This is a genomic window from Phytobacter diazotrophicus, from assembly GCF_052061655.1.
Classification (GTDB): Bacteria; Pseudomonadota; Gammaproteobacteria; order Enterobacterales; family Enterobacteriaceae; genus Phytobacter; species Phytobacter diazotrophicus.
Genome location: NZ_CM125428.1, coordinates 3,492,346 through 3,512,149, shown reverse-complemented (window position 1 = coordinate 3,512,149; position 19,804 = coordinate 3,492,346). Strand labels below are relative to the sequence as shown.

General features: G+C 51.6%; 18 protein-coding genes and 1 pseudogene. 18 read left to right on the top strand and 1 reads right to left on the bottom strand.

Translation table 11 applies throughout. From position 1 onward, the window contains the following. Positions 1–122: 122 nt before the first annotated feature. The 18 genes and pseudogenes from flhD (at position 123) to cheZ (ending at position 18,892) form a co-directional block, all read left to right on the top strand. Positions 123–473, top strand: a complete 351-nt coding sequence (gene flhD, locus ACS0RQ_RS17105; protein WP_228007953.1) for a flagellar transcriptional regulator FlhD — start codon at positions 123–125, stop codon at positions 471–473. 2 nt (positions 474–475) lie between these two features. Continuing rightward, positions 476–1,054 (top strand): flagellar transcriptional regulator FlhC, encoded by a 579-nt coding sequence (gene flhC / locus ACS0RQ_RS17100; RefSeq protein ID WP_039078678.1) that lies wholly within the window; start codon positions 476–478, stop codon positions 1,052–1,054. Positions 1,055–1,180: 126 nt separating this feature from the next. After that, positions 1,181–2,068 (top strand): flagellar motor stator protein MotA, encoded by an 888-nt coding sequence (motA, locus tag ACS0RQ_RS17095; RefSeq protein ID WP_039078679.1) that lies wholly within the window; start codon positions 1,181–1,183, stop codon positions 2,066–2,068. Beyond that, positions 2,065–3,018: a flagellar motor protein MotB gene (gene motB, locus ACS0RQ_RS17090; RefSeq protein WP_039078680.1), complete on the top strand. Its 954-nt coding sequence runs from the start codon at positions 2,065–2,067 to the stop codon at positions 3,016–3,018. Before motA ends, motB begins: the two co-directional genes overlap by 4 nt. A gap of 4 nt (positions 3,019–3,022) precedes the next feature. Then, positions 3,023–5,098, top strand: coding sequence for a chemotaxis protein CheA (gene cheA, locus ACS0RQ_RS17085; RefSeq protein WP_334633700.1), 2,076 nt, complete (start codon positions 3,023–3,025; stop codon positions 5,096–5,098). A 23-nt stretch (positions 5,099–5,121) separates the two neighbouring features. Beyond that, complete coding sequence (gene cheW, locus ACS0RQ_RS17080) at positions 5,122–5,625, top strand: chemotaxis protein CheW (RefSeq protein ID WP_039078682.1); 504 nt, start codon at positions 5,122–5,124, stop codon at positions 5,623–5,625. A gap of 534 nt (positions 5,626–6,159) precedes the next feature. Next, a complete protein-coding gene (locus ACS0RQ_RS17075; protein ID WP_271850886.1) occupies positions 6,160–6,726 on the top strand; it encodes a Csu type fimbrial protein in 567 nt (188 codons plus the stop codon). A 457-nt stretch (positions 6,727–7,183) separates the two neighbouring features. Further along, on the top strand, positions 7,184–7,756 hold the full coding sequence (locus ACS0RQ_RS17070) for a spore coat protein U domain-containing protein (RefSeq protein ID WP_271850887.1): 573 nt from the start codon (positions 7,184–7,186) through the stop codon (positions 7,754–7,756). An 88-nt stretch (positions 7,757–7,844) separates the two neighbouring features. Beyond that, entirely contained in the window at positions 7,845–8,327 is a 483-nt protein-coding gene (locus ACS0RQ_RS17065; protein WP_271850909.1) for a Csu type fimbrial protein, read from the top strand. Positions 8,328–8,379: 52 nt separating this feature from the next. Then, a pseudogene (locus ACS0RQ_RS17060) lies at positions 8,380–9,095 on the top strand (fimbrial biogenesis chaperone). Continuing rightward, the gene (locus tag ACS0RQ_RS17055; RefSeq protein WP_271850889.1) at positions 9,074–11,470 is read left to right on the top strand and encodes a fimbria/pilus outer membrane usher protein; all 2,397 of its coding nucleotides are present in this window, start codon (positions 9,074–9,076) and stop codon (positions 11,468–11,470) included. The pseudogene ACS0RQ_RS17060 and the gene ACS0RQ_RS17055 overlap by 22 nt, the downstream one beginning before the upstream one ends. Further along, the gene (locus ACS0RQ_RS17050; RefSeq protein ID WP_039078688.1) at positions 11,470–12,447 is read left to right on the top strand and encodes a Csu type fimbrial protein; all 978 of its coding nucleotides are present in this window, start codon (positions 11,470–11,472) and stop codon (positions 12,445–12,447) included. Before ACS0RQ_RS17055 ends, ACS0RQ_RS17050 begins: the two co-directional genes overlap by 1 nt. A 140-nt stretch (positions 12,448–12,587) precedes the next feature. Then, positions 12,588–14,252 (top strand): methyl-accepting chemotaxis protein II, encoded by a 1,665-nt coding sequence (tar, locus tag ACS0RQ_RS17045; RefSeq protein WP_271850890.1) that lies wholly within the window; start codon positions 12,588–12,590, stop codon positions 14,250–14,252. A gap of 42 nt (positions 14,253–14,294) precedes the next feature. Further along, positions 14,295–15,893 carry a methyl-accepting chemotaxis protein IV gene (gene tap / locus ACS0RQ_RS17040; protein ID WP_271850891.1) on the top strand — a complete coding sequence of 533 codons (1,599 nt, stop codon included), beginning with the start codon at positions 14,295–14,297 and terminating at the stop codon, positions 15,891–15,893. Between the two features lie 19 nt (positions 15,894–15,912). Next, positions 15,913–16,782, top strand: a complete 870-nt coding sequence (gene cheR / locus ACS0RQ_RS17035) for a protein-glutamate O-methyltransferase CheR (protein ID WP_039078691.1) — start codon at positions 15,913–15,915, stop codon at positions 16,780–16,782. Then, positions 16,779–17,831, top strand: a complete 1,053-nt coding sequence (locus ACS0RQ_RS17030; RefSeq protein ID WP_039078692.1) for a protein-glutamate methylesterase/protein-glutamine glutaminase — start codon at positions 16,779–16,781, stop codon at positions 17,829–17,831. Before cheR ends, ACS0RQ_RS17030 begins: the two co-directional genes overlap by 4 nt. Positions 17,832–17,847: 16 nt before the next feature. Further along, positions 17,848–18,237: a chemotaxis response regulator CheY gene (gene cheY, locus ACS0RQ_RS17025; protein ID WP_039078693.1), complete on the top strand. Its 390-nt coding sequence runs from the start codon at positions 17,848–17,850 to the stop codon at positions 18,235–18,237. 10 nt (positions 18,238–18,247) lie between these two features. After that, positions 18,248–18,892 carry a protein phosphatase CheZ gene (gene cheZ / locus ACS0RQ_RS17020; RefSeq protein ID WP_039078694.1) on the top strand — a complete coding sequence of 215 codons (645 nt, stop codon included), beginning with the start codon at positions 18,248–18,250 and terminating at the stop codon, positions 18,890–18,892. A gap of 56 nt (positions 18,893–18,948) precedes the next feature. On the opposite strand, the gene ACS0RQ_RS17015 is transcribed toward cheZ, so the two are convergent. Next, positions 18,949–19,599: a CPBP family intramembrane glutamic endopeptidase gene (locus ACS0RQ_RS17015; protein ID WP_334633694.1), complete on the bottom strand. Its 651-nt coding sequence runs from the start codon at positions 19,597–19,599 to the stop codon at positions 18,949–18,951. Between the last annotated feature and the right edge of the window lie 205 nt (positions 19,600–19,804).

Genomic DNA, 19,804 nt, shown 5'->3' with positions numbered 1-19,804 from the left:
GCGCGAGATCCTAAGTCTGTTATGCATTTAGCCTTTCTTTTTATACCGGGTTTTTTCCCGGCGACATCACGGGGTGCGGTTTGTCCGCATAAGATACAAGTTGGTTATTCGGGATGGGAAAAATGCATACATCCGAGTTGCTGAAACACATTTATGACATCAATCTGTCATATCTGCTCCTTGCTCAGCGTTTAATTAGTCAGGACAAAGCGTCCGCCATGTTCCGCTTAGGTGTTAACGAAGAAATGGCGAATACGCTGGGAGAGTTAACCCTTCCTCAGATGGTTAAGCTCGCTGAAACAAATCAAGTTATTTGTCAGTTCCGCTTTGACAACCATCAGACCATTACGCGTCTGACTCAGGAATCCCGTGTGGATGATTTACAGCAAATCCATACCGGCATTCTGCTCTCTACTCGTCTGCTGAATGAATCCACCCAATCAGGTGAACCAGCCCGGAAGAAAAGGGCGTAATCATGAGCGAGAAAAGTATTGTTCAAGAAGCCCGCGACATTCAGTTAGCAATGGAACTGATCACGCTGGGCGCACGTTTGCAAATGTTGGAGAGTGAGACGCAACTGAGCCGTGGTCGTCTCATCAAGCTTTACAAAGAGCTGCGTGGTAGCCCGCCGCCGAAAGGTATGCTGCCATTCTCCACCGACTGGTTTATGACGTGGGAGCAAAATATTCATGCTTCAATGTTCTGTAATGCCTGGCAATTCTTACTAAAAACCGGGTTATGCAGCGGCGTTGATGCGGTAATCAAAGCCTATCGACTCTATCTCGAACAATGCCCTCAGCCTGAGGAAGGGCCACTGCTGGCTCTGACTCGTGCCTGGACTTTGGTACGTTTCGTGGAAAGCGGAATGCTGGAGTTGTCTCGCTGTAACTGCTGTGGTGGTAACTTTATCACCCACGCGCATCAGCCTGTTGGCAGTTTCGCCTGTAGTTTATGCCAGCCGCCTTCTCGTGCGGTAAAAAGACGTAAACTTTCCCGGGATGCTGCCGATATTATTCCACAACTGCTGGAAGAACAGATCGATCAGGCTGTTTGACCGAACAAGGTGTGGGACAAACTCCAGCAGCGGTGAAGTTATACCGCTGCTTTTTTTTACCCTGCCTTTCGTGAAAACCCTGCGATTTGTCTTCCTTGCCATAGTCATTAGCGGAAGGATGATGTCGTGCTTATCGTATTAGGTTACATAGTGGTTGTGGGTGCTGTCCTTGGCGGGTATATGATGACCGGCGGGCACCTTGGCGCACTTTATCAACCGTCCGAGCTTATCATCATTGGCGGCGCTGGCATCGGTGCGTTTATCGTCGGCAACAATGGTAAAGCCATCAAGGGCACCATCAAGGCGTTACCTTTGCTGTTTCGCCGCTCGAAATACACAAAAAGTATGTACATGGATTTGCTGGCGCTGCTCTATCGGCTGATGGCGAAGTCTCGCCAGCAGGGGATGTTCTCCCTTGAACGGGATATTGAAAACCCGAAAGAGAGCGAGATTTTTGCCAGCTATCCGCGCATCCTTGCCGATGCCACCATGCTCGAATTTATTGTTGATTATCTGCGCCTTATCATCAGCGGCAATATGAACACCTTCGAAATTGAAGCGCTGATGGACGAAGAGATCGAAACCCACGAAAGTGAAGCGGAAGTCCCGGCCAACGCCCTGGCGGCGGTAGGGGATTCGTTGCCCGCATTTGGTATCGTTGCGGCGGTTATGGGCGTGGTTCACGCACTGGCCTCGGCGGACCGTCCGGCGGCGGAGCTTGGTGCGCTCATTGCCCACGCGATGGTGGGAACCTTCCTTGGTATTTTGTTGGCGTACGGCTTTATTTCTCCGCTGGCCAGCGTGTTGCGCCAGAAAAGCGCCGAAACCACCAAAATGATGCAGTGCGTCAAGATCACACTGTTGTCGAATCTGAACGGCTACGCGCCGCCAATTGCCGTCGAGTTTGGGCGTAAAACGCTGTACTCAACCGAACGTCCGTCGTTTGTCGAACTGGATGAACACGTGCGCGCGGTAAGAAACCCTAACCAACAGACAACGACTGAGGACGCATGAAAAATCAGTCCCATCCTATCGTCGTCGTAAGACGTAAGAAACATAAAGGACATGGCGGGGGAGCGCACGGCTCCTGGAAGATAGCCTATGCCGACTTTATGACGGCGATGATGGCTTTTTTCCTGGTTATGTGGCTTATCTCAATTTCTAGCCCTAAAGAACTGATTCAGATTGCCGAATACTTTCGTACACCCCTTGCAACAGCGGTAACGGGTGGGCCAAGAATTTCGAATAGCGACAGTCCGATTCCGGGCGGTGGCGATGACTACACACAGCAGCAGGGTGAAGTTAAAAAACAGCCGAACATTGATGATCTCAAACAACGAATGGAGCAAGCGCGGCTGAAAAAATTGCGCGGCGATCTGGACCAACTGATCGAAGCCGATCCGAAATTGCGTGCTTTACGCCCGCACCTCAAGATCGATCTTGTTCAGGAAGGTTTGCGTATTCAGATTATCGATAGCCAGAATCGACCGATGTTTAAAACCGGCCGGGCAGAAGTGGAGCCCTATATGCGTGACATTTTGCGGGCTATAGCACCGGTACTAAATGGTATTCCGAACAAAATTAGCATTTCCGGACACACCGATGACTATCCCTACGCCAACGGTGAGAAAGGATACAGCAACTGGGAACTTTCAGCGGATCGTGCAAACGCCTCGCGACGAGAACTGGTTGTTGGGGGTCTCGACGATGGAAAAATGCTTCGAGTCATTGGCATGGCAGCCACAATGAGGCTGGCAGAGCGCGGACCGAATGAGGCGATCAACCGCCGTATCAGCCTGTTGGTGCTAAACAAACAAGCAGAAGAAGCCATTCTGCATGAGAACGCCGAAAGCCAGAATGTGCCAATAAGCGTCATTACACAGCCGGAGGCAGAAGCGGCGCCAGCGCCAGCATCCGCGCCTGCGGCGGCAGTTACAACATCGCCACAACCCGAGTCGAGGTGATTGCGTGAGCATGGATATTAGCGATTTTTATCAGACGTTCTTTGATGAAGCTGACGAGTTGTTGGCCGACATGGAGCAGCATTTGTTAGACCTGGTGCCAGAAGCGCCGGACTCTGAACAACTCAATGCCATCTTTCGTGCCGCCCACTCTATCAAAGGCGGTGCGGGCACGTTTGGCTTCACCATTTTGCAGGAAACCACGCACCTGATGGAAAACCTGCTTGATGAAGCCCGCCGTGGGGAAATGCAGCTCAACACTGACATCATTAACCTGTTTTTGGAAACCAAAGATATTATGCAGGAACAGCTCGATGCCTATAAAAGCTCTACGGAGCCAGATGCCGCCAGCTTTGAATATATCTGCAATGCGTTGCGTCAATTAGCGTTGGAAGCCAAAGGGCAAGCTGTTCCGGCTGCAGCCAATAGCGCCACATTGTCCGTCGTTGAAAGCGCCGTACAGGACGCTGAGACTGCCGCTCCGGCGAGCCCAGCCGATGACGGAAAGCTGCGTATTGTGCTGTCGCGTCTAAAAGAAAACGAAGTCAGCCTTCTGGAAGAAGAGTTGGGTAACCTTGGTACGCTCACCGACGTTGTAAAAGGGACCGATACCTTACGCGTGACGCTGGATGGCGGTGTAAGCCAGGACGATATCATTGCGGTGCTGTGCTTCGTTATAGAAGCAGACCAGATCGCCTTTGAGAACGCCAGCGTACCTGCGGAAACCGCGTCTGCGGAAGCTGCAACGGTTGAAGCCGTTGAAGAGGCCGCACCAGAAGCAGCAGCAGCCCCGGTTTCAGCCCCAGCCCCGGTTGTCCAGGCTGCACCTGTCGCGGCGCTGAAAGCGGTCGCCAAAGAGCAACCTGCAGGTCGTGAAAAACCGGCCCGCGCCAGTGAGTCAACCAGTATCCGTGTTGCGGTAGAAAAAGTTGACCAGTTGATTAACCTCGTCGGCGAGCTTGTTATTACGCAGTCGATGCTGGCCCAGCGCTCGAACGAACTGGACCCGGTCACCCACGGCGACCTGATTACCAGCATGACACAGTTGCAGCGTAACGCACGCGATCTGCAAGAATCGGTCATGTCTATCCGTATGATGCCGATGGAATATGTATTCAGCCGCTTCCCGCGTCTGGTGCGTGACCTCGCGAGCAAGCTGGATAAACAGGTTGAACTGACCCTGCAAGGTAGCTCGACGGAACTGGATAAGAGCCTGATTGAACGCATCATTGACCCGTTAACGCACCTGGTGCGTAACAGCCTTGACCACGGGATTGAAGTTCCGGAAAAACGCGTTGCAGCGGGTAAATCACCGATTGGCAACCTGACCCTTTCCGCAGAACATCAGGGCGGCAATATCTGCATCGAAGTCACCGACGATGGTGCAGGCCTGAACCGTGAACGTATCCTGGCAAAAGCCATATCGCAGGGTATGCCGGTGCACGAAAACATGAGCGACGAAGAAGTCGGCATGCTGATCTTCGCACCGGGCTTCTCTACCGCTGAGCAGGTGACCGATGTCTCCGGGCGTGGCGTGGGCATGGACGTGGTGAAACGTAATATCCAGGAGATGGGCGGCCACGTTGAGATCAAATCACGTCAGGGCGCAGGTACCACAATCCGCATTTTGCTGCCGTTGACGCTGGCAATCCTTGACGGCATGTCCGTTAAAGTGAGCGATGAAGTGTTCATTCTGCCGCTGAACGCGGTGATGGAATCGCTGCAGCCGCGCGAAGAAGATTTGCACCCACTGGCCGGTGGCGAGCGCGTACTCGAAGTGCGTGGCGAGTACCTGCCGCTGGTAGAGTTGTGGAAAGTATTTGATGTTAATGGCGCGAAAACCGAAGCTACGCAGGGGATTGTCGTTATCCTGCAAAGTGCCGGTCGTCGCTATGCATTGCTGGTTGATCAATTGATTGGTCAGCATCAGGTAGTAGTGAAAAACCTTGAAAGCAATTACCGCAAAGTGCCGGGAATTTCTGCGGCAACCATCCTTGGTGATGGTAGCGTTGCGCTGATTGTTGATGTTTCGGCACTACAGGGATTAAACCGTGAACAACGTGTGGCGCACACTGCCGCCTGACTGAGTTAAAAGAAGGTAAAAACATGACCGGTATGAGCAATGTAACAAAACTGGCTGGCGAGCCATCGGGCCAGGAATTCCTGGTATTTACCCTGGGCGATGAAGAATACGGTATCGATATTCTGAAAGTGCAGGAGATTCGTGGCTATGACCAGGTCACCCGTATCGCCAACACGCCTGACTTTATCAAGGGTGTCACTAACTTACGTGGTGTCATCGTCCCTATCGTCGACCTGCGCGTGAAGTTCTGCCAGGTTGACGTTGAATATAACGATAACACGGTGGTCATCGTCCTGAACTTTGGTCAGCGCGTGGTTGGGATTGTTGTCGATGGCGTATCTGACGTGCTGTCGCTGGCTGCGGATCAAATCCGCCCGGCACCGGAATTCGCGGTTACCCTGTCCACCGAGTACCTGACAGGTCTTGGCGCACTGGGTGAGCGTATGCTGATTCTGGTCAACATCGAAAAACTGCTGAACAGCGACGAGATGGCACTGCTTGATATCGCAGCTACCCACGTCGCCTAATCGCGCGTCCTTAAACCCCTGCGCCATCGCGTGGGGGTTTCTTTCCTTTCCTGCCATTCACTCGCGCTTTTTGTTTTTTATTCATCTGTCCTGATTCCTGTATTTATCACCGTAAATATAGCGACGCAAAGAAATACCTGACGATAAATGATATGAATGTCCGTTATGTTGCGTGTTAATACACACGGCACATTGTATTTACTGAATAATGTCGCATTACGTATATGGGGTTTCTTTAAAAGAGACAGATGGCAGCATAGCGTTGAATTTGTTTTAGTGTGCGTAAATAATGTTTTCTTTCGGCTTAACTTCCTATATTATAGAATCTGTTACGCAACTGAATTATTTGAATTCTAACTTACGTCAAATTGTAAGAAACTTTCATTAATTTGTTGAATAGCATAGATATTTATAATTTTTTATTTGTCAGTGACATGCAATTTTTGGAATGCCCGATGTTATGCAGCGATGGAAGTGCAATTTTTTAATTGTTACTGCGTGATGAATAAACTGCGCTTTTTCCGGAACTGTACTATGAAAAAATATCTGTTTCTGTTGGCCTGCATATTGCCGCTGGCGTTACCGGTTAAGGTTTCGGCAAGCAGCAGTGGCACCCTTGGCGTATCCCTGACGCTGACGAACGGCTGCCTGGTTAATGGTTCCGCCAGCCAGAATGGTATTTCCTTCGGTACGCTCAATTTTGGCGACCATTCCGCCACCTTTTCCGAACTCTCCACGCAACTGTCGAACAGCGGGCCAGGTGGGAATGCATTTGGGATCCAGTGCACCACCAATAGCTACAGTGTACAGATAACCGGTAATACCAACACCACGGCGCCCACGTCGCTTGTTGGTATACCCGGAACTACGGCACGCTATCTGCGAAGCGCCAGTAATAGCACCCAGGGCGTTGCCTACAGTCTCTATAGTGACAGTAGTTTTAATCACGAGATTGCCAATAACACAGCGCTTCCTCGTCTGTCGACAGTTGACGGTGTGGATTATTACACGCTGTATGGCCGCATTCGCGGCGGTGGTAAAAATACTGCGATCGCACCGGGTAACTATTCAGATACTATTTATGTCAGTGTGAATTATTAAATTTAGCAGGTTGAAGTCATTTTTTAAGGCCTGCAATTGGTATGGGCTTTTTATTTTTAAAAAATGGTCGAGCATCATAATAAGGTTAATAAACAATAAACTTATTTTTTAAAGTTTAAGTGCTGCTTAATTTCAGTGATTGCACCAGTGCGAATCAGCATTTTAAATATGCTAATGGTGAATTTACGTTATACCATATATTGTGATGTTTATCACATTATTGCTAATATATCCTTTTCATATATCTTTCTCGTTACGCTTCATTATAATTAACTTATTGAAAAACAATCAAAATATATACTAACGCACCCTTTGAGGGCGTTGGTCATATTCAGTGGTTGAAGCGTTGGACATCAACTAAATTTTTCTTATTACTCCTATTGAGTTACGCACATCCGTTTTTAATGACGTTGCTCTTTTATATTGAATGAACGCTCGCCTTTCCCGGAGATATAATATGAAGAAAATACGCCTTATCCTGTTAACTGGATTGGTGACGTTGTCGGTAAATAATGCCGATGCGGTTACCAGTAACGGTATTATTGGGGCGACGTTGACATTATCAAACGGATGTTTAATTAATGGTTCTCCCTCTCAAAGCGGTATCAACTTCGGTACACTGGACTTCGGTACAAATCCCGCCACATTTTCTCAATTGACCACTCAACTTTCTAACACGGGCGCTGGCGGCAGTTCGTTCACTATTCAATGCACGACCACCAGCTATACCGTCCAGATAACCGGCAACACCAATACTGCAACACCAGGCACTACGGTGGGAACGCCGGGTACAGTGGCACGGTATTTGCGTTCCGCAACGCCAACGAACACGCAAGGGGTGGCGTACAGCGTTTTTAGCGACAGCGCGTTCAGTAATGAGATCGTTAACGGTGCCGCCATCCCGCGAACCACCACCAGCGGTGGAGTGGATTCTTACACGTTGTATGGCCGCATTACTGGCGGGGGTAACAGCGTAACGGTATTGCCCGGGACCTATACGGACACCCTAAACGTGAGTGTGACCTACTAGCGTCAATATGATGCAACCAGAAGGAAAGTGCGCTTCTCTCGCGAGAAGTCACGGGGTGTTGCGCGCCATTTTTGGGCTATCGCTGAGCATGAGTACACTGCCAGGGCCTGCGGTTGCCGTCACGGTGACGCAACAAACTTTTACCGTTGGCGCGACCATTACACCCGGATGTTCTGTAACGAGAGGCGTCGGTGGGGTTTTGGGCGCACTTGATTTTGGTACTCATACGGGGGTGGAGAGCGGCCAGATCTCCACCAGCTTTGTACCGAATGCCGGAATGTCACTCGCCTGCACGCCGGGTGTTGCCTTAACCATGAGCATCAATGGTGGGATGTATTACTCAACGGTACGCAATATGCAGCTAAACGGTGGAACACAGCGGGTTCCGTATCGCATTTACCGCAGTAGCTCGCTGGCGGCAAACACAGAAATTGGTGTTAATCAGTCGGTGTCAGTCACCTATAGCGATGCCAATAATATCGCGCTCAGCATCTTTGGCGCCGCGCAACTGTCCCCGTTCGGCACAGCGGGAACATATTCTGATCAATTGACTGTGACATTGACATGGTAAAGGGAGAAGGGAAATGAGCGTCACCTCCGGCGCCGCAAGGGCGGCAGGTTTAATGATGATGCTGTGTACTGCGATGGGAGACGCCAATGCGGCAGCCACAATCTTACTCTGGCCGATTGATCCCTGGTTAGGATCAGAGAATAAAGCCACCGAGTTGTGGATCCAGAACCAGGGCAACACGCCAGCAACCATGCAGGTGCGTATCGTCCGTTGGCGCCAGGAGCGTGGCGATGAGCGCTATCAACCGCAGACGGATGTGGTCGCCAGCCCGCCCATTGTCACCATACAAAAAGGGACTAAGCAGCTTATCCGCCTGATAAAACAGACGGAGATACCCGCAGGCACAGAACAGTATACCGAATCATTGTTGATGAAATCCCTCCAGCCGGCTCATCTCAGGGACAGATGGGTATCAAACTGCAAATGCGTTACTCCATCCCGCTCTTTGTTTATGGCAAGGGGATTACTACTTATCCTGAGAGTGCAAACCATGCGCTGGTGGATCCGCGCGAACTCAGTTGGCAAGTCGTACGAGAAAATGGAAAACCTGCGCTGCAGATACGTAACCAGGGTGATGTGCATGTTCGATTGACGGCTGTCTCTGCCAGACAAGGTGGACAAACACGGGTCATTGCTGACGGACTGCTGGGTTATGTTCTGCCAGGGGAAACGCGTTCCTGGCCGCTCCCTGCCGGGTTGCCTGCCCCTGTCGAGCTTAAAGCGACAATCAATGCCAGAGAAAGTGAATGGCAGTCTCCCGCCAGGTAATTTTCCCGGCGATGATCATGCTGCTAGGCAATTCGGCTAATGTCAGAGCACAGCAGGGCGATGACACACTTCCGCCGCCGCCGGATGCACAAGTAGTGAATGAACAGGTGGTGTTTCATCTAAACCTGGTCATAAATCATTATGATACGCAACAGGTTGTACCGGTGACGCGACGTGGCAGTGCTTATTTTGTCGCCAGCGCCGATCTGCAGCGTTGCGGAATATCTGCGGATTATATTCCTCAGGGAGAGGTAAACGTGTCAGCGTTACCCAACGTGCGCACTGACTACGATAGCGAACGTCAGCGGCTATTGCTGTTTGTTCCTGATGGGTGGTTGCCGGAGCGGTTTACCGCGTTCAATGGCGGACAGCAGCGTAGCCCCTTACCCAATGGGCGTGGCGCGCTGCTGAATTATGATGTCTACACCAATAACACGGAAAATATCGGTACACGTGCTTCTCTTTGGCATGAGTTTCGCTATTTCTCCGGAAATATGACGTTTTCCACGACCGGGACAGCCATCTCCCGCCTTTCGGGTCAACCTGCGCAACAGGATGGCTATACCCGTTATGACACCACCCTCCATTTGACTGATGAAGACAAGGCTATCCAGTGGAGTGTGGGGGATGTGATTTCCGACTCGCTAAGTTGGAGTAACAGCGTACGCGTAGGGGGGATCAGTTATGGGCGTGACTTTTCACTGCGTCCTGATCTGGTGACCTGGCCCATTCCGTCATTTTCCGGCGAGGCGGCGGTTCCGACCTCGGTTGATGTATTCATTAATGGCTACCGCGCCGGGTCGAAACAAATTGAGCCAGGCCCTTTTACCCTGACCAATTTGCCTTATATAAACGGTGCAGGGAATGCAGTACTGGTCACCACCGATGCTTTAGGGCGCAAGGTCAGTACCACCATGCCGTTTTATGTCGCCAGCGAGTTGCTTAAAGAGGGGCTCAGTGATGGTTCGGCAACGCTGGGGGGGCTGCGGCGTAATTACGGTATCGACAGTTTCGACTATGGCTCCATGGTGGGAAGTGCGTCTTATCGCTACGGCCTGACAGATTATTTGACGCTGGAGGCTCATGGGGAAGGGGCGCAGAAACTGGCGCTAGGCGGCGTGGGCGCTGTCGCGAAATTGTGGCGTCTTGGGGTGGTGAATTCGTCATGGACGCAAAGTCAGATGCGGGGCGACAGTGGTAGTCAAATGAACTGGGGATATCAGTACAGTACCGGTATGTTCAGCATTGCCACGCAGCATATCCGTCGCGATCGCGGTTTCGGCAACCTGGCGCTGTATGAACAAAACTTCTATTACGACCATCCCAATGACAATAACACGCCGCCAATAGCCAGTTTGAGTCGTAAAACGGACCAATACTCACTCTCTTTTAATCTCGGCGATTTTGGCAATATTGGCGCGGCATGGATTGGCGTTCGCAATTTTGACAACAGCAAGACTGAATTGCTTAACCTCTCATGGAGCCGGAATCTGTGGGGAGACAGCAATATTTATGTTTCGGCAAGCCGTGACAATGGGCGCGGTGACTGGAACGCCGCAGTCTCGGTACAAATTCCGCTCGGCGATCGGGACAGCGTGTCTCTGAGCGTAGATAACACTGCGGATGCGGGCACGGCGCAGCGGATTAACTACGGACATTCGATGCCCTCTTACGGTGGTTTGAGCTGGAATATGGCGCTGGCGCGACAGACCAAAGGCGACAGTTATCAACAAGGAACGCTCGGCTGGCGCAATAACAACGTTGAACTGCAGGGGGGCATGTACGGCTACAGCGACATGCGGACATGGTGGGGGGAGGCGATGGGATCGCTGGTACTGATGGATAACGAATTCTTCTTCGCCAAAAGAATCAATGATGCCTTTGTGGTCGTGAGTACGGGGGGAGAGCCGGAAATTCCGGTAAATTATGAAAATCAACTCATTGGAAAAACGAATAAAAATGGCTACCTGCTCATAAGCGGCGTGTCCTCGTATTATCCGGCCAATTACAGCATTGACACCCTGAATTTACCCGCCGACACGCAGATCATTGAGACCGAGCGGCGGCTTGCTCTGCGTCGTTACTCAGGCTATCTGGTGGAATTTCCGATGGTGCGCGAGCGGGTGGCGAGTGTGATCCTGCATGATGAGCAAAACAATCCGTTACCGCTCACCAGTGAAGTGAGTCGCCAGGGCAAACCGACGGCTATTGTGGGCTATGACGGTATTGCCTGGCTGGAAAATCTGGATGAAGTCAGTGTGCTTAATGTCCGGTTACCCGATGACACACGCTGCACCGCTAACCTGACCCTGAATGCCAACCCGGAGCATAAGCTGGAAACATACGGCCCGCTTATGTGTAAGAGGAGCAACTGATGCGTCGTATCCTGTTAATGCTGTTATTACTGTCGGGAACGAGCGCACAGGTTTGGGCTGCCTGTACCGCCAGTTTATCCAATAACAGCCCGTCATTTGGCACGTCAGTGACATCTTTTACCCTCAATAGCGCCGAGCAACCGGTGTCTACCAATATCTATCTTGATTGCGACTCCGCGCTGTCGCTTCTGACAAATGACTACGCAACACTCACTATGACAGGTGCCTCAACGCTGGTTGCCAGTCGTGGGGCGATGAAGCGTACCGATGATTTAACAGTGACGGATTCCATCCCGGTGAAATTATGCGGTGTGTCTGGCTGTTCGTCGGGCGAAGTCACGAACGGTGGGGCTGGCTATACCTGGAATGGCACTTTTCTTTTGACGGTACTGGGATCGAAGCGCTATACGCTGCCACTCTTTTTACGCACTGTGACCGGTCAAAGCGTTTCGGCTGGCCCCTATGCGGGGACGTTAAACCTGAATCTCTACTACAACATATGCGCGGTGGGGACCATTTTAACCGGTTGTACGCAGTTGCAAAGCGGTAACCTGGCGCTGAATCTTACGGTAAGCATGACAGTGACCAACGATTGCACTGCGATTTCAGCACCTAATGTCAATTTCGGCAGTGCGCCAATCGCGAAGGCGTTCCCCGCCATTTCACAATCGATTAGCGTGACCTGCACTAAAGGGTATGCCTATACCATTGGTATCAATAATGGCAACAATGCCAATGGGACGGTACGGCAGATGGCAAACGGTTCAAATCGGCTGAGTTATGAAATCTATAAAGGCAGCACATCATCCCGTTGGGGGGCTGCGGGGGCGGAGCGCTGGTCCAGTGGGACGTCTTCATCGATCAGCACCGATGGCACGTTACGCACCTATAACTATACGGCGCAGGTCATGCCGAATCAGACGACCCCACCGGGAGGAACATACAGTGACACATTACTTATCGATCTCGCTTTTTAGTTGAGTTATCGCTTTTTAACATTCCAGACGAAGGAGATTTCTACGGTTAATATTGAGACGGTTTAATTCCCTTTCGCAAATGTAAAGTTCTATAGCCCCTTGCCGATAACACCGTTAACAAGTTTTCAGGAAGGTGTAGCATGTTGAACCGTATTCGCGTTGTCACAATGCTGATGAGTGTACTGGTAGTGTTTGCGCTGCTGCAGTTGCTCTCGGGCGGGCTTTTATTCTCTTCTCTTAATCAAAATCAGCAAAGCTTTGCGGTTTCCAACGATCTGCGCATGCAACAGACCGAACTGACGAAAACCTGGGAACTGATGCTGCAAACACGTATCAACCTGAGCCGTTCATCTGCACGTATGATGATGGACCCGAACAACCAACAAAGTAGCGCTAAAACAGATTTATTAAAAAGCGCGAAATCCAGCCTGGCTGATGCGGCAAAACACTACGACGCCTTCCGTGCCATGCCATCAGTACCCGCGATGGAAGAGGCGCGTCAGGTGCTGGATGAAAAGTATAAAACCTATGCGGCGGGACTGACAGAACTGGTGCAGTTTCTTGAAGGCGGCAACATGGATGGCTACTTTGCGCAGCCAACACAGGGTATGCAAAACGGTCTCGGTGATGCGATGGGCAAATATGCCCAGTTGAGCGAATCGCTGTATCGCAAAGCCTATGACGAAAGCGTGAGTGATTATAACTTTGCAAAATGGCAGATGGTGGCCCTCGCGCTGGCCCTGGTCGTTGTGCTGGCGTTGGTCTGGTACGGCATTCGCCGCATTCTGCTGGCGCCGTTGACCGCCGTCATTAAACACATTCGTGAAATCGCCAGCGGCAATTTGACCGACACGCTGGTGGTTGAAGGGCGCAGTGAGATTACCGATCTGGCCCAAAGCGTTGATCATATGCAGCGCTCGTTGATTGATACGGTAACCAATGTGCGTGCCGGTTCTGATGCTATTCATTCTGGCACCAGCGAAATCGCCGCGGGCAACAATGACCTGTCATCCCGTACCGAAGAACAAGCCTCAGCGCTGGAAGAGACGGCGGCCAGTATGGAAGAACTGACCGCAACGGTGAAACAGAACGCCGAAAACGCCCGTCAGGCATCGCTGCTGGCGAAGAGCGCCTCCGAAACCGCTGAACGCGGCGGTAAAGTGGTGGATGGCGTGGTGAAAACCATGCATGACATTGCCGCCAGTTCGCAAAAAATTGCCGATATTACCGGCGTCATCGACGGTATTGCCTTCCAGACCAATATCCTCGCCCTCAACGCGGCGGTTGAAGCCGCCCGCGCCGGTGAGCAGGGCCGTGGCTTTGCGGTGGTTGCTGGCGAAGTGCGTAATCTTGCCAGCCGCAGCGCCCAGGCGGCAAAAGAAATCAAAGCGCTGATTGAAGACTCTGTCTCCCGCGTGGATACCGGTTCGGTACTGGTTGAAAGCGCCGGTGAGACGATGGGTGATATCGTCAGTGCAGTAACCCGTGTAAACGACATTATGGGTGAGATTGCTTCGGCATCTGATGAACAGAGCCGTGGCATCGACCAGGTTGCGCTGGCGGTATCCGAAATGGATCGCGTCACGCAGCAAAACGCCTCGCTGGTACAACAATCTGCCGCCGCTGCGGCTGCATTAGAAGAACAAGCCAGCAGGTTGACGCAAGCGGTTTCTACTTTCCGTCTCTCTTCTGTCCCTACAAAAACCGCGCAAGGAGCGCTTAATCCGGCGGCAGCCATTACTTCGGCTCCTTCCAGAGCCCGTCAGCTAACGTCCGGACAAAACGATAACTGGGAAACTTTTTAACTGCTTTAACCCGCGGCACTTTGCCGCCTGATGGGAGCGTTGATGTTAAACCGTATTCGAATTTCTACGACACTTTTTTTGATCTTGATCGTTTGTGGCATTTTGCAGGTAGGGAGCAACGGATTGTCGTTTTGGGCGTTTCGTCAAAGCACCGCCCATTTATCAGAAGTTGAAAAAAGTAACATCCAGCGCAACGCATTGATGCAAACCCGCGCCTGGTTATTACAAGCCAGTACATCATTGAATAAAGCCGGTACGTTAACGGCGCTGAGTTATCCGCCGGACGATATCAAAGCGCTAATGAAACAGGCGAAAGATAATCTGAAAGATGCCGATAACAGTATTAATGAGTTTCTGAGTATCCCGGCGCTGACCGATGAAGGTAAGCGTCTGCAGGACGGAACGAAAGTGGCTTATACGGCATGGCATGGCGATCTGGAACACCAGGCAGCGTGGCTTGAAAGCAACCAGCTATCCGACTTTATGTCGGCGCCGATTCAGCAGTCGCAGGATGTGTTTGATAAAAACTTTACGGCCTGGCAGCAGCATATTAACCACTTTGTGGAGACCGCTAAGGCAGAGGGTCAAAGCAATTACCAGCGCTCAGCGGTGATTTTTGCCGTGGTGGTGATTCTGGCCGCGTTGCTGACCTCGGTCGCGCTGTGGTGGTCGCGTAAGATGATTGTTCAGCCGCTGGCCATTGTCAGTAGCCACTTTGACAGTATTTCCGAGGGCAATCTGGCCCGACCAATTGCGGTAGTGGGTAAAAATGAAATTTCGGCCATTTTTGCCAGCCTCAAAAAGATGCAGACTGCGCTGCGTTCTACCGTGACCGAGGTGCGTCACGGCAGCTACGCGATGCATACCGGTATCTCGGAGATTGCCGAAGGCAACAACGATCTGTCGGCGCGTACCGAACAACAGGCGGCGTCGCTGGCGCAAACGGCGGCCAGTATGGAAGAGTTAACGGCCACCGTGGGACAGAACGCTGATAACGCTCGTCAGGCATCTGTCCTGGCACAGAGTGCAGCAGAAACGGCGCGTAAAGGTGGGCAGCAGGCGTCGAATGTGGCAAGTACTATGCATGAGATCGCAGCCAGTTCGCAAAAGATTGGCGATATTATCAGCGTGATTGACGGTATCGCTTTCCAGACCAATATTCTGGCCTTGAACGCGGCGGTAGAAGCGGCGCGGGCAGGTGAGCAGGGACGTGGTTTCGCTGTGGTGGCCGGGGAGGTGCGTAACCTCGCCAGCCGAAGCGCGCAGGCTGCGAAAGAGATCAAGGGCCTGATCGAAGAGTCGGTTTCACGTGTTGAGCAGGGATCTGTGCTGGTGGATACCTCTGCGAAAACCATGATGGAGATCGTCCACTCTGTCACCCAGGTGAACGATATTATGGGCGAAATTGCCTCTGCTTCGGATGAACAGCGCCGGGGTATTGAGCAGGTCGCACTGGCAGTAAGCCAGATGGATCAGGTGACCCAACAGAATGCGGCGCTCGTTGAAGAAGCCGCCGCGGGAACCGATCAGTTAGCGCATCAGGCAGATCATCTGACCTCCCTGGTGGCTGTGTTTAAGTTAGAAGAACATGTCGTTACATCAGACGCGGTACTCCCCAAAGGAGTGCCGGTTGTATCCTAAATCAGAATGAGAAGGCGCTATGACATCATCAATGCCTACTGGGCAAACGTCATCACTCATGCAACAGATGACTCAGCGTCTTGCGCTGTCTGACGCGCATTTTCGTCGAATATGTCAGTTGATTTATCAACGCGCAGGGATCGTGCTCGCCGACCACAAGCGGGACATGGTCTATAACCGCCTTGTTCGTCGTTTACGCACCCTTGGGCTGGATGATTTTGGTCGCTACCTGAGCATGCTGGAAGCGAACCAAAATAGCGCCGAGTGGCAGGCTTTTATAAACTCGCTGACCACTAACCTCACGGCCTTTTTCCGGGAAGCTCACCACTTCCCGGTTCTTGCGGAGCATGCCCGCAAGCGTACCGGCGAGTACCGCGTCTGGAGTGCCGCGGCGTCTACCGGTGAAGAGCCTTATTCCATTGCGATTACGCTGGCGGATGCACTCGGTATGGCACCGGGTCGTTTCAAGGTAATTGCCAGCGATATTGATACCGAAGTGCTGGAAAAAGCCCGCAACGGTGTCTATCGCCAGGATGAATTGAAAACGCTGTCGCCGCAACAGCTACAGCGTTACTTCATGCGCGGAACCGGGCCCCATGCCGGTCTGGTGCGCGTGCGTCAGGAACTGTCGAATTATGTTGATTTCACCTCGGTGAATTTGCTCGATAAACAATATAACGTCCCTGGACCGTTTGACGCGATTTTTTGCCGTAACGTAATGATTTATTTTGATAAAACGACGCAGCAGGATATCTTGCATCGTTTTGCACCATTGCTTAAGCCTGACGGACTACTTTTTGCCGGGCATTCGGAGAATTTCAGCAACCTTGTGCGTGAGTTTAGCCTGCGTGGTCAAACCGTTTACGCGCTGAGTAAGGATAAAGCATGAGTAAAATCAGGGTAATGTCCGTCGATGATTCTGCATTGATGCGCCAAATCATGACCGAAATTATCAATAGCCACAGCGATATGGAAATGGTGGCGACGGCGCCGGATCCGTTGGTTGCACGGGATTTAATTAAAAAATTTAACCCTGATGTGCTGACGCTTGATGTGGAAATGCCGCGGATGGACGGTCTGGATTTCCTGGAAAAACTGATGCGTCTGCGTCCGATGCCGGTGGTGATGGTTTCTTCCCTGACGGGAAAAGGCTCAGAAGTGACGCTGCGTGCGCTGGAGTTAGGGGCGATTGATTTCGTCACTAAACCCCAGCTCGGTATTCGCGAAGGGATGTTGGCCTACAGCGAAATGATCGCCGAAAAAGTGCGTACCGCCTCGCGCGCGCGCCTTGCGGCACATAAACCCATGTCGGCAGCTCCGGCAGCGTTGAAGTCTGGTCCGTTGTTAAGTTCGGAAAAATTACTGGCGATTGGCGCTTCAACCGGAGGAACAGAGGCAATTCGTCATGTACTCCAGCCATTGCCACTATCAAGTCCGGGTATTCTTATTACTCAGCACATGCCGCCAGGGTTCACCCGTTCGTTTGCCGAACGCCTGAATAAGCTGTGCCAGATTACCGTAAAAGAGGCGGAAGATGGCGAGCGTGTCCTGCCGGGGCATGCGTATATTGCACCGGGCGACAAGCATATGGAGCTGGCGCGAAGCGGGGCAAACTATCAGATTAAGATCCACGATGGGCCGCCGGTGAACCGTCACCGTCCTGCTGTGGACGTACTGTTTCATTCGGTCGCGAAATACGCCGGGCGCAATGCCGTGGGGGTTATCCTCACCGGTATGGGCAATGACGGTGCGGCCGGAATGTTAGCGATGCACCAGGCTGGAGCCTGGACCATTGCACAAAATGAGGCAAGTTGTGTGGTGTTCGGCATGCCGCGCGAAGCTATCAATATGGGTGGCGTCAGCGAAGTGGTCGATCTTAGCCAGGTAAGCCAGCAGATGTTGGCAAAAATTAGTGCCGGACAGGCAATACGTATTTAACGAGGAGTGATGTTTTATGGCGGATAAAGAGCTCAAATTTCTGGTTGTCGACGACTTTTCCACGATGCGTCGTATCGTGCGCAACCTGTTAAAAGAGCTGGGGTTCAACAACGTCGAGGAAGCCGAAGACGGCGTTGACGCGCTGAACAAACTCCAGACCGGTGGTTTTGGTTTCGTCATTTCCGACTGGAACATGCCGAACATGGACGGACTGGAACTGCTTAAGACGATTCGTGCTGACGGCAACATGTCTTCGCTGCCGGTACTGATGGTCACGGCAGAAGCGAAAAAAGAAAACATTATCGCGGCGGCTCAGGCTGGCGCGAGCGGCTATGTAGTGAAACCTTTCACTGCTGCAACCCTGGAAGAGAAACTCGGTAAGATTTTCGAGAAACTCGGCATGTGAGGACTGGACGATGATTCAACCTTCAATTAAACCTACGGAAGAACATTCAGCCAGCGATATCATTGCCCGTATCGGTAGCCTGACACGTATGCTGCGTGACAGTTTACGTGAATTGGGATTGGATCAGGCGATTGCTGAAGCGGCGGAAGCCATTCCTGATGCCCGTGATCGTCTTGATTACGTGGTGCAGATGACCGCGCAGGCAGCTGAACGCGCACTCAATAGCGTCGAGGCGTCGCAACCGCATCAGGATGCGATGGAAAAAGGGGCTAAATCCCTGTCCAAGCGTTGGGATGAGTGGTTTGAAAATCCTATCGAGCTGAAAGATGCCCGTGAACTGGTGACCGACACCCGTAAATTCCTCGGGGATGTGCCGGGCCACACCAGCTTCACCAACGCGCAACTGTTAGACATCATGATGGCGCAGGATTTCCAGGACCTTACCGGTCAGGTTATCAAGCGTATGATGGATGTGATTCAGGAAATTGAACGACAGCTTCTGATGGTGCTGATCGAAAACATTCCCGATCAGTCTGCGCGTCCGAAACGTGAAAACGAAAGTCTGCTCAACGGGCCGCAGCTTGATGCGACGAAAGCGGGCGTGGTGGCAAGCCAGGATCAGGTTGACGATCTGCTCGACAGTCTCGGTTTCTGATGTCCTTGCACTGAGCCATACTGATAAAACGGGAAGCAGCAATGCTTCCCGTTTTTTTAGCTCATCGTGGACAAGGAAAATGAGGCGGTGTTATTCAGCATATGTAGCAGCATTGGTACTAGTAGCCCACCGGATGACATTCTTACCACGCAAAGCAGAGCCGAAAAAGTAAACAGCCAGATAAAGGTGGCTGGCGCGTGGTATTGCGTATGCATAAGCGCAAAGGCTACCGAAGTCACCACGATGCTCTGCTGCCTGGCAAAGCGTCCCCAGCGCAGAAAGGCGTTGAGTAAGAAGCCGCGAAAAATCACCTCTTCACAAAACGGGGCAATAAAACAAATGGCGAACGCCAGACCCCAACGCGCAGAAACCGAGTAGCTCTTTAGCGATGCTACCCACTCTTCTTCGATCCCCAAAAACTGCCAGACAATATTGAGTGCGATGATAGCCAGTAAGCCCAATGCGAAATAACCGGGATTAAATTGCCCCAACGGCATAAAAGGGTAGTGATGGTTGTAGTATTGCCAGAGCAGGAGTGTGCACGGCAAGCTCACGGCCAGGCCGACAAATAGCGCAGCAAAACCTGAATGATAGAGCACGGCATAATTGGGCAGCAGTGCCACAATAAAGAAAAAACAATGATAAATCAGTACCGCTGCGAGACACATCATTGTGTGATGACGTCTCTGCTCCTGATTGAACAGCATGGTTATCATCCCTGTGTTAATTACGGTTTATATCTTTTATATAGGCATATGCTGCAAAAGCAGCTTATCTGACCCACACGGTAGTATATCGTTGGCGAATAAGTACATGCACTTTTCCTTTTCTCAAATCGCGAAAACCCCGTGTTTTTATGCCTTACTCTGCCCATTAGACCGACTTGACTCTGGCATTATGTCATCAAACATC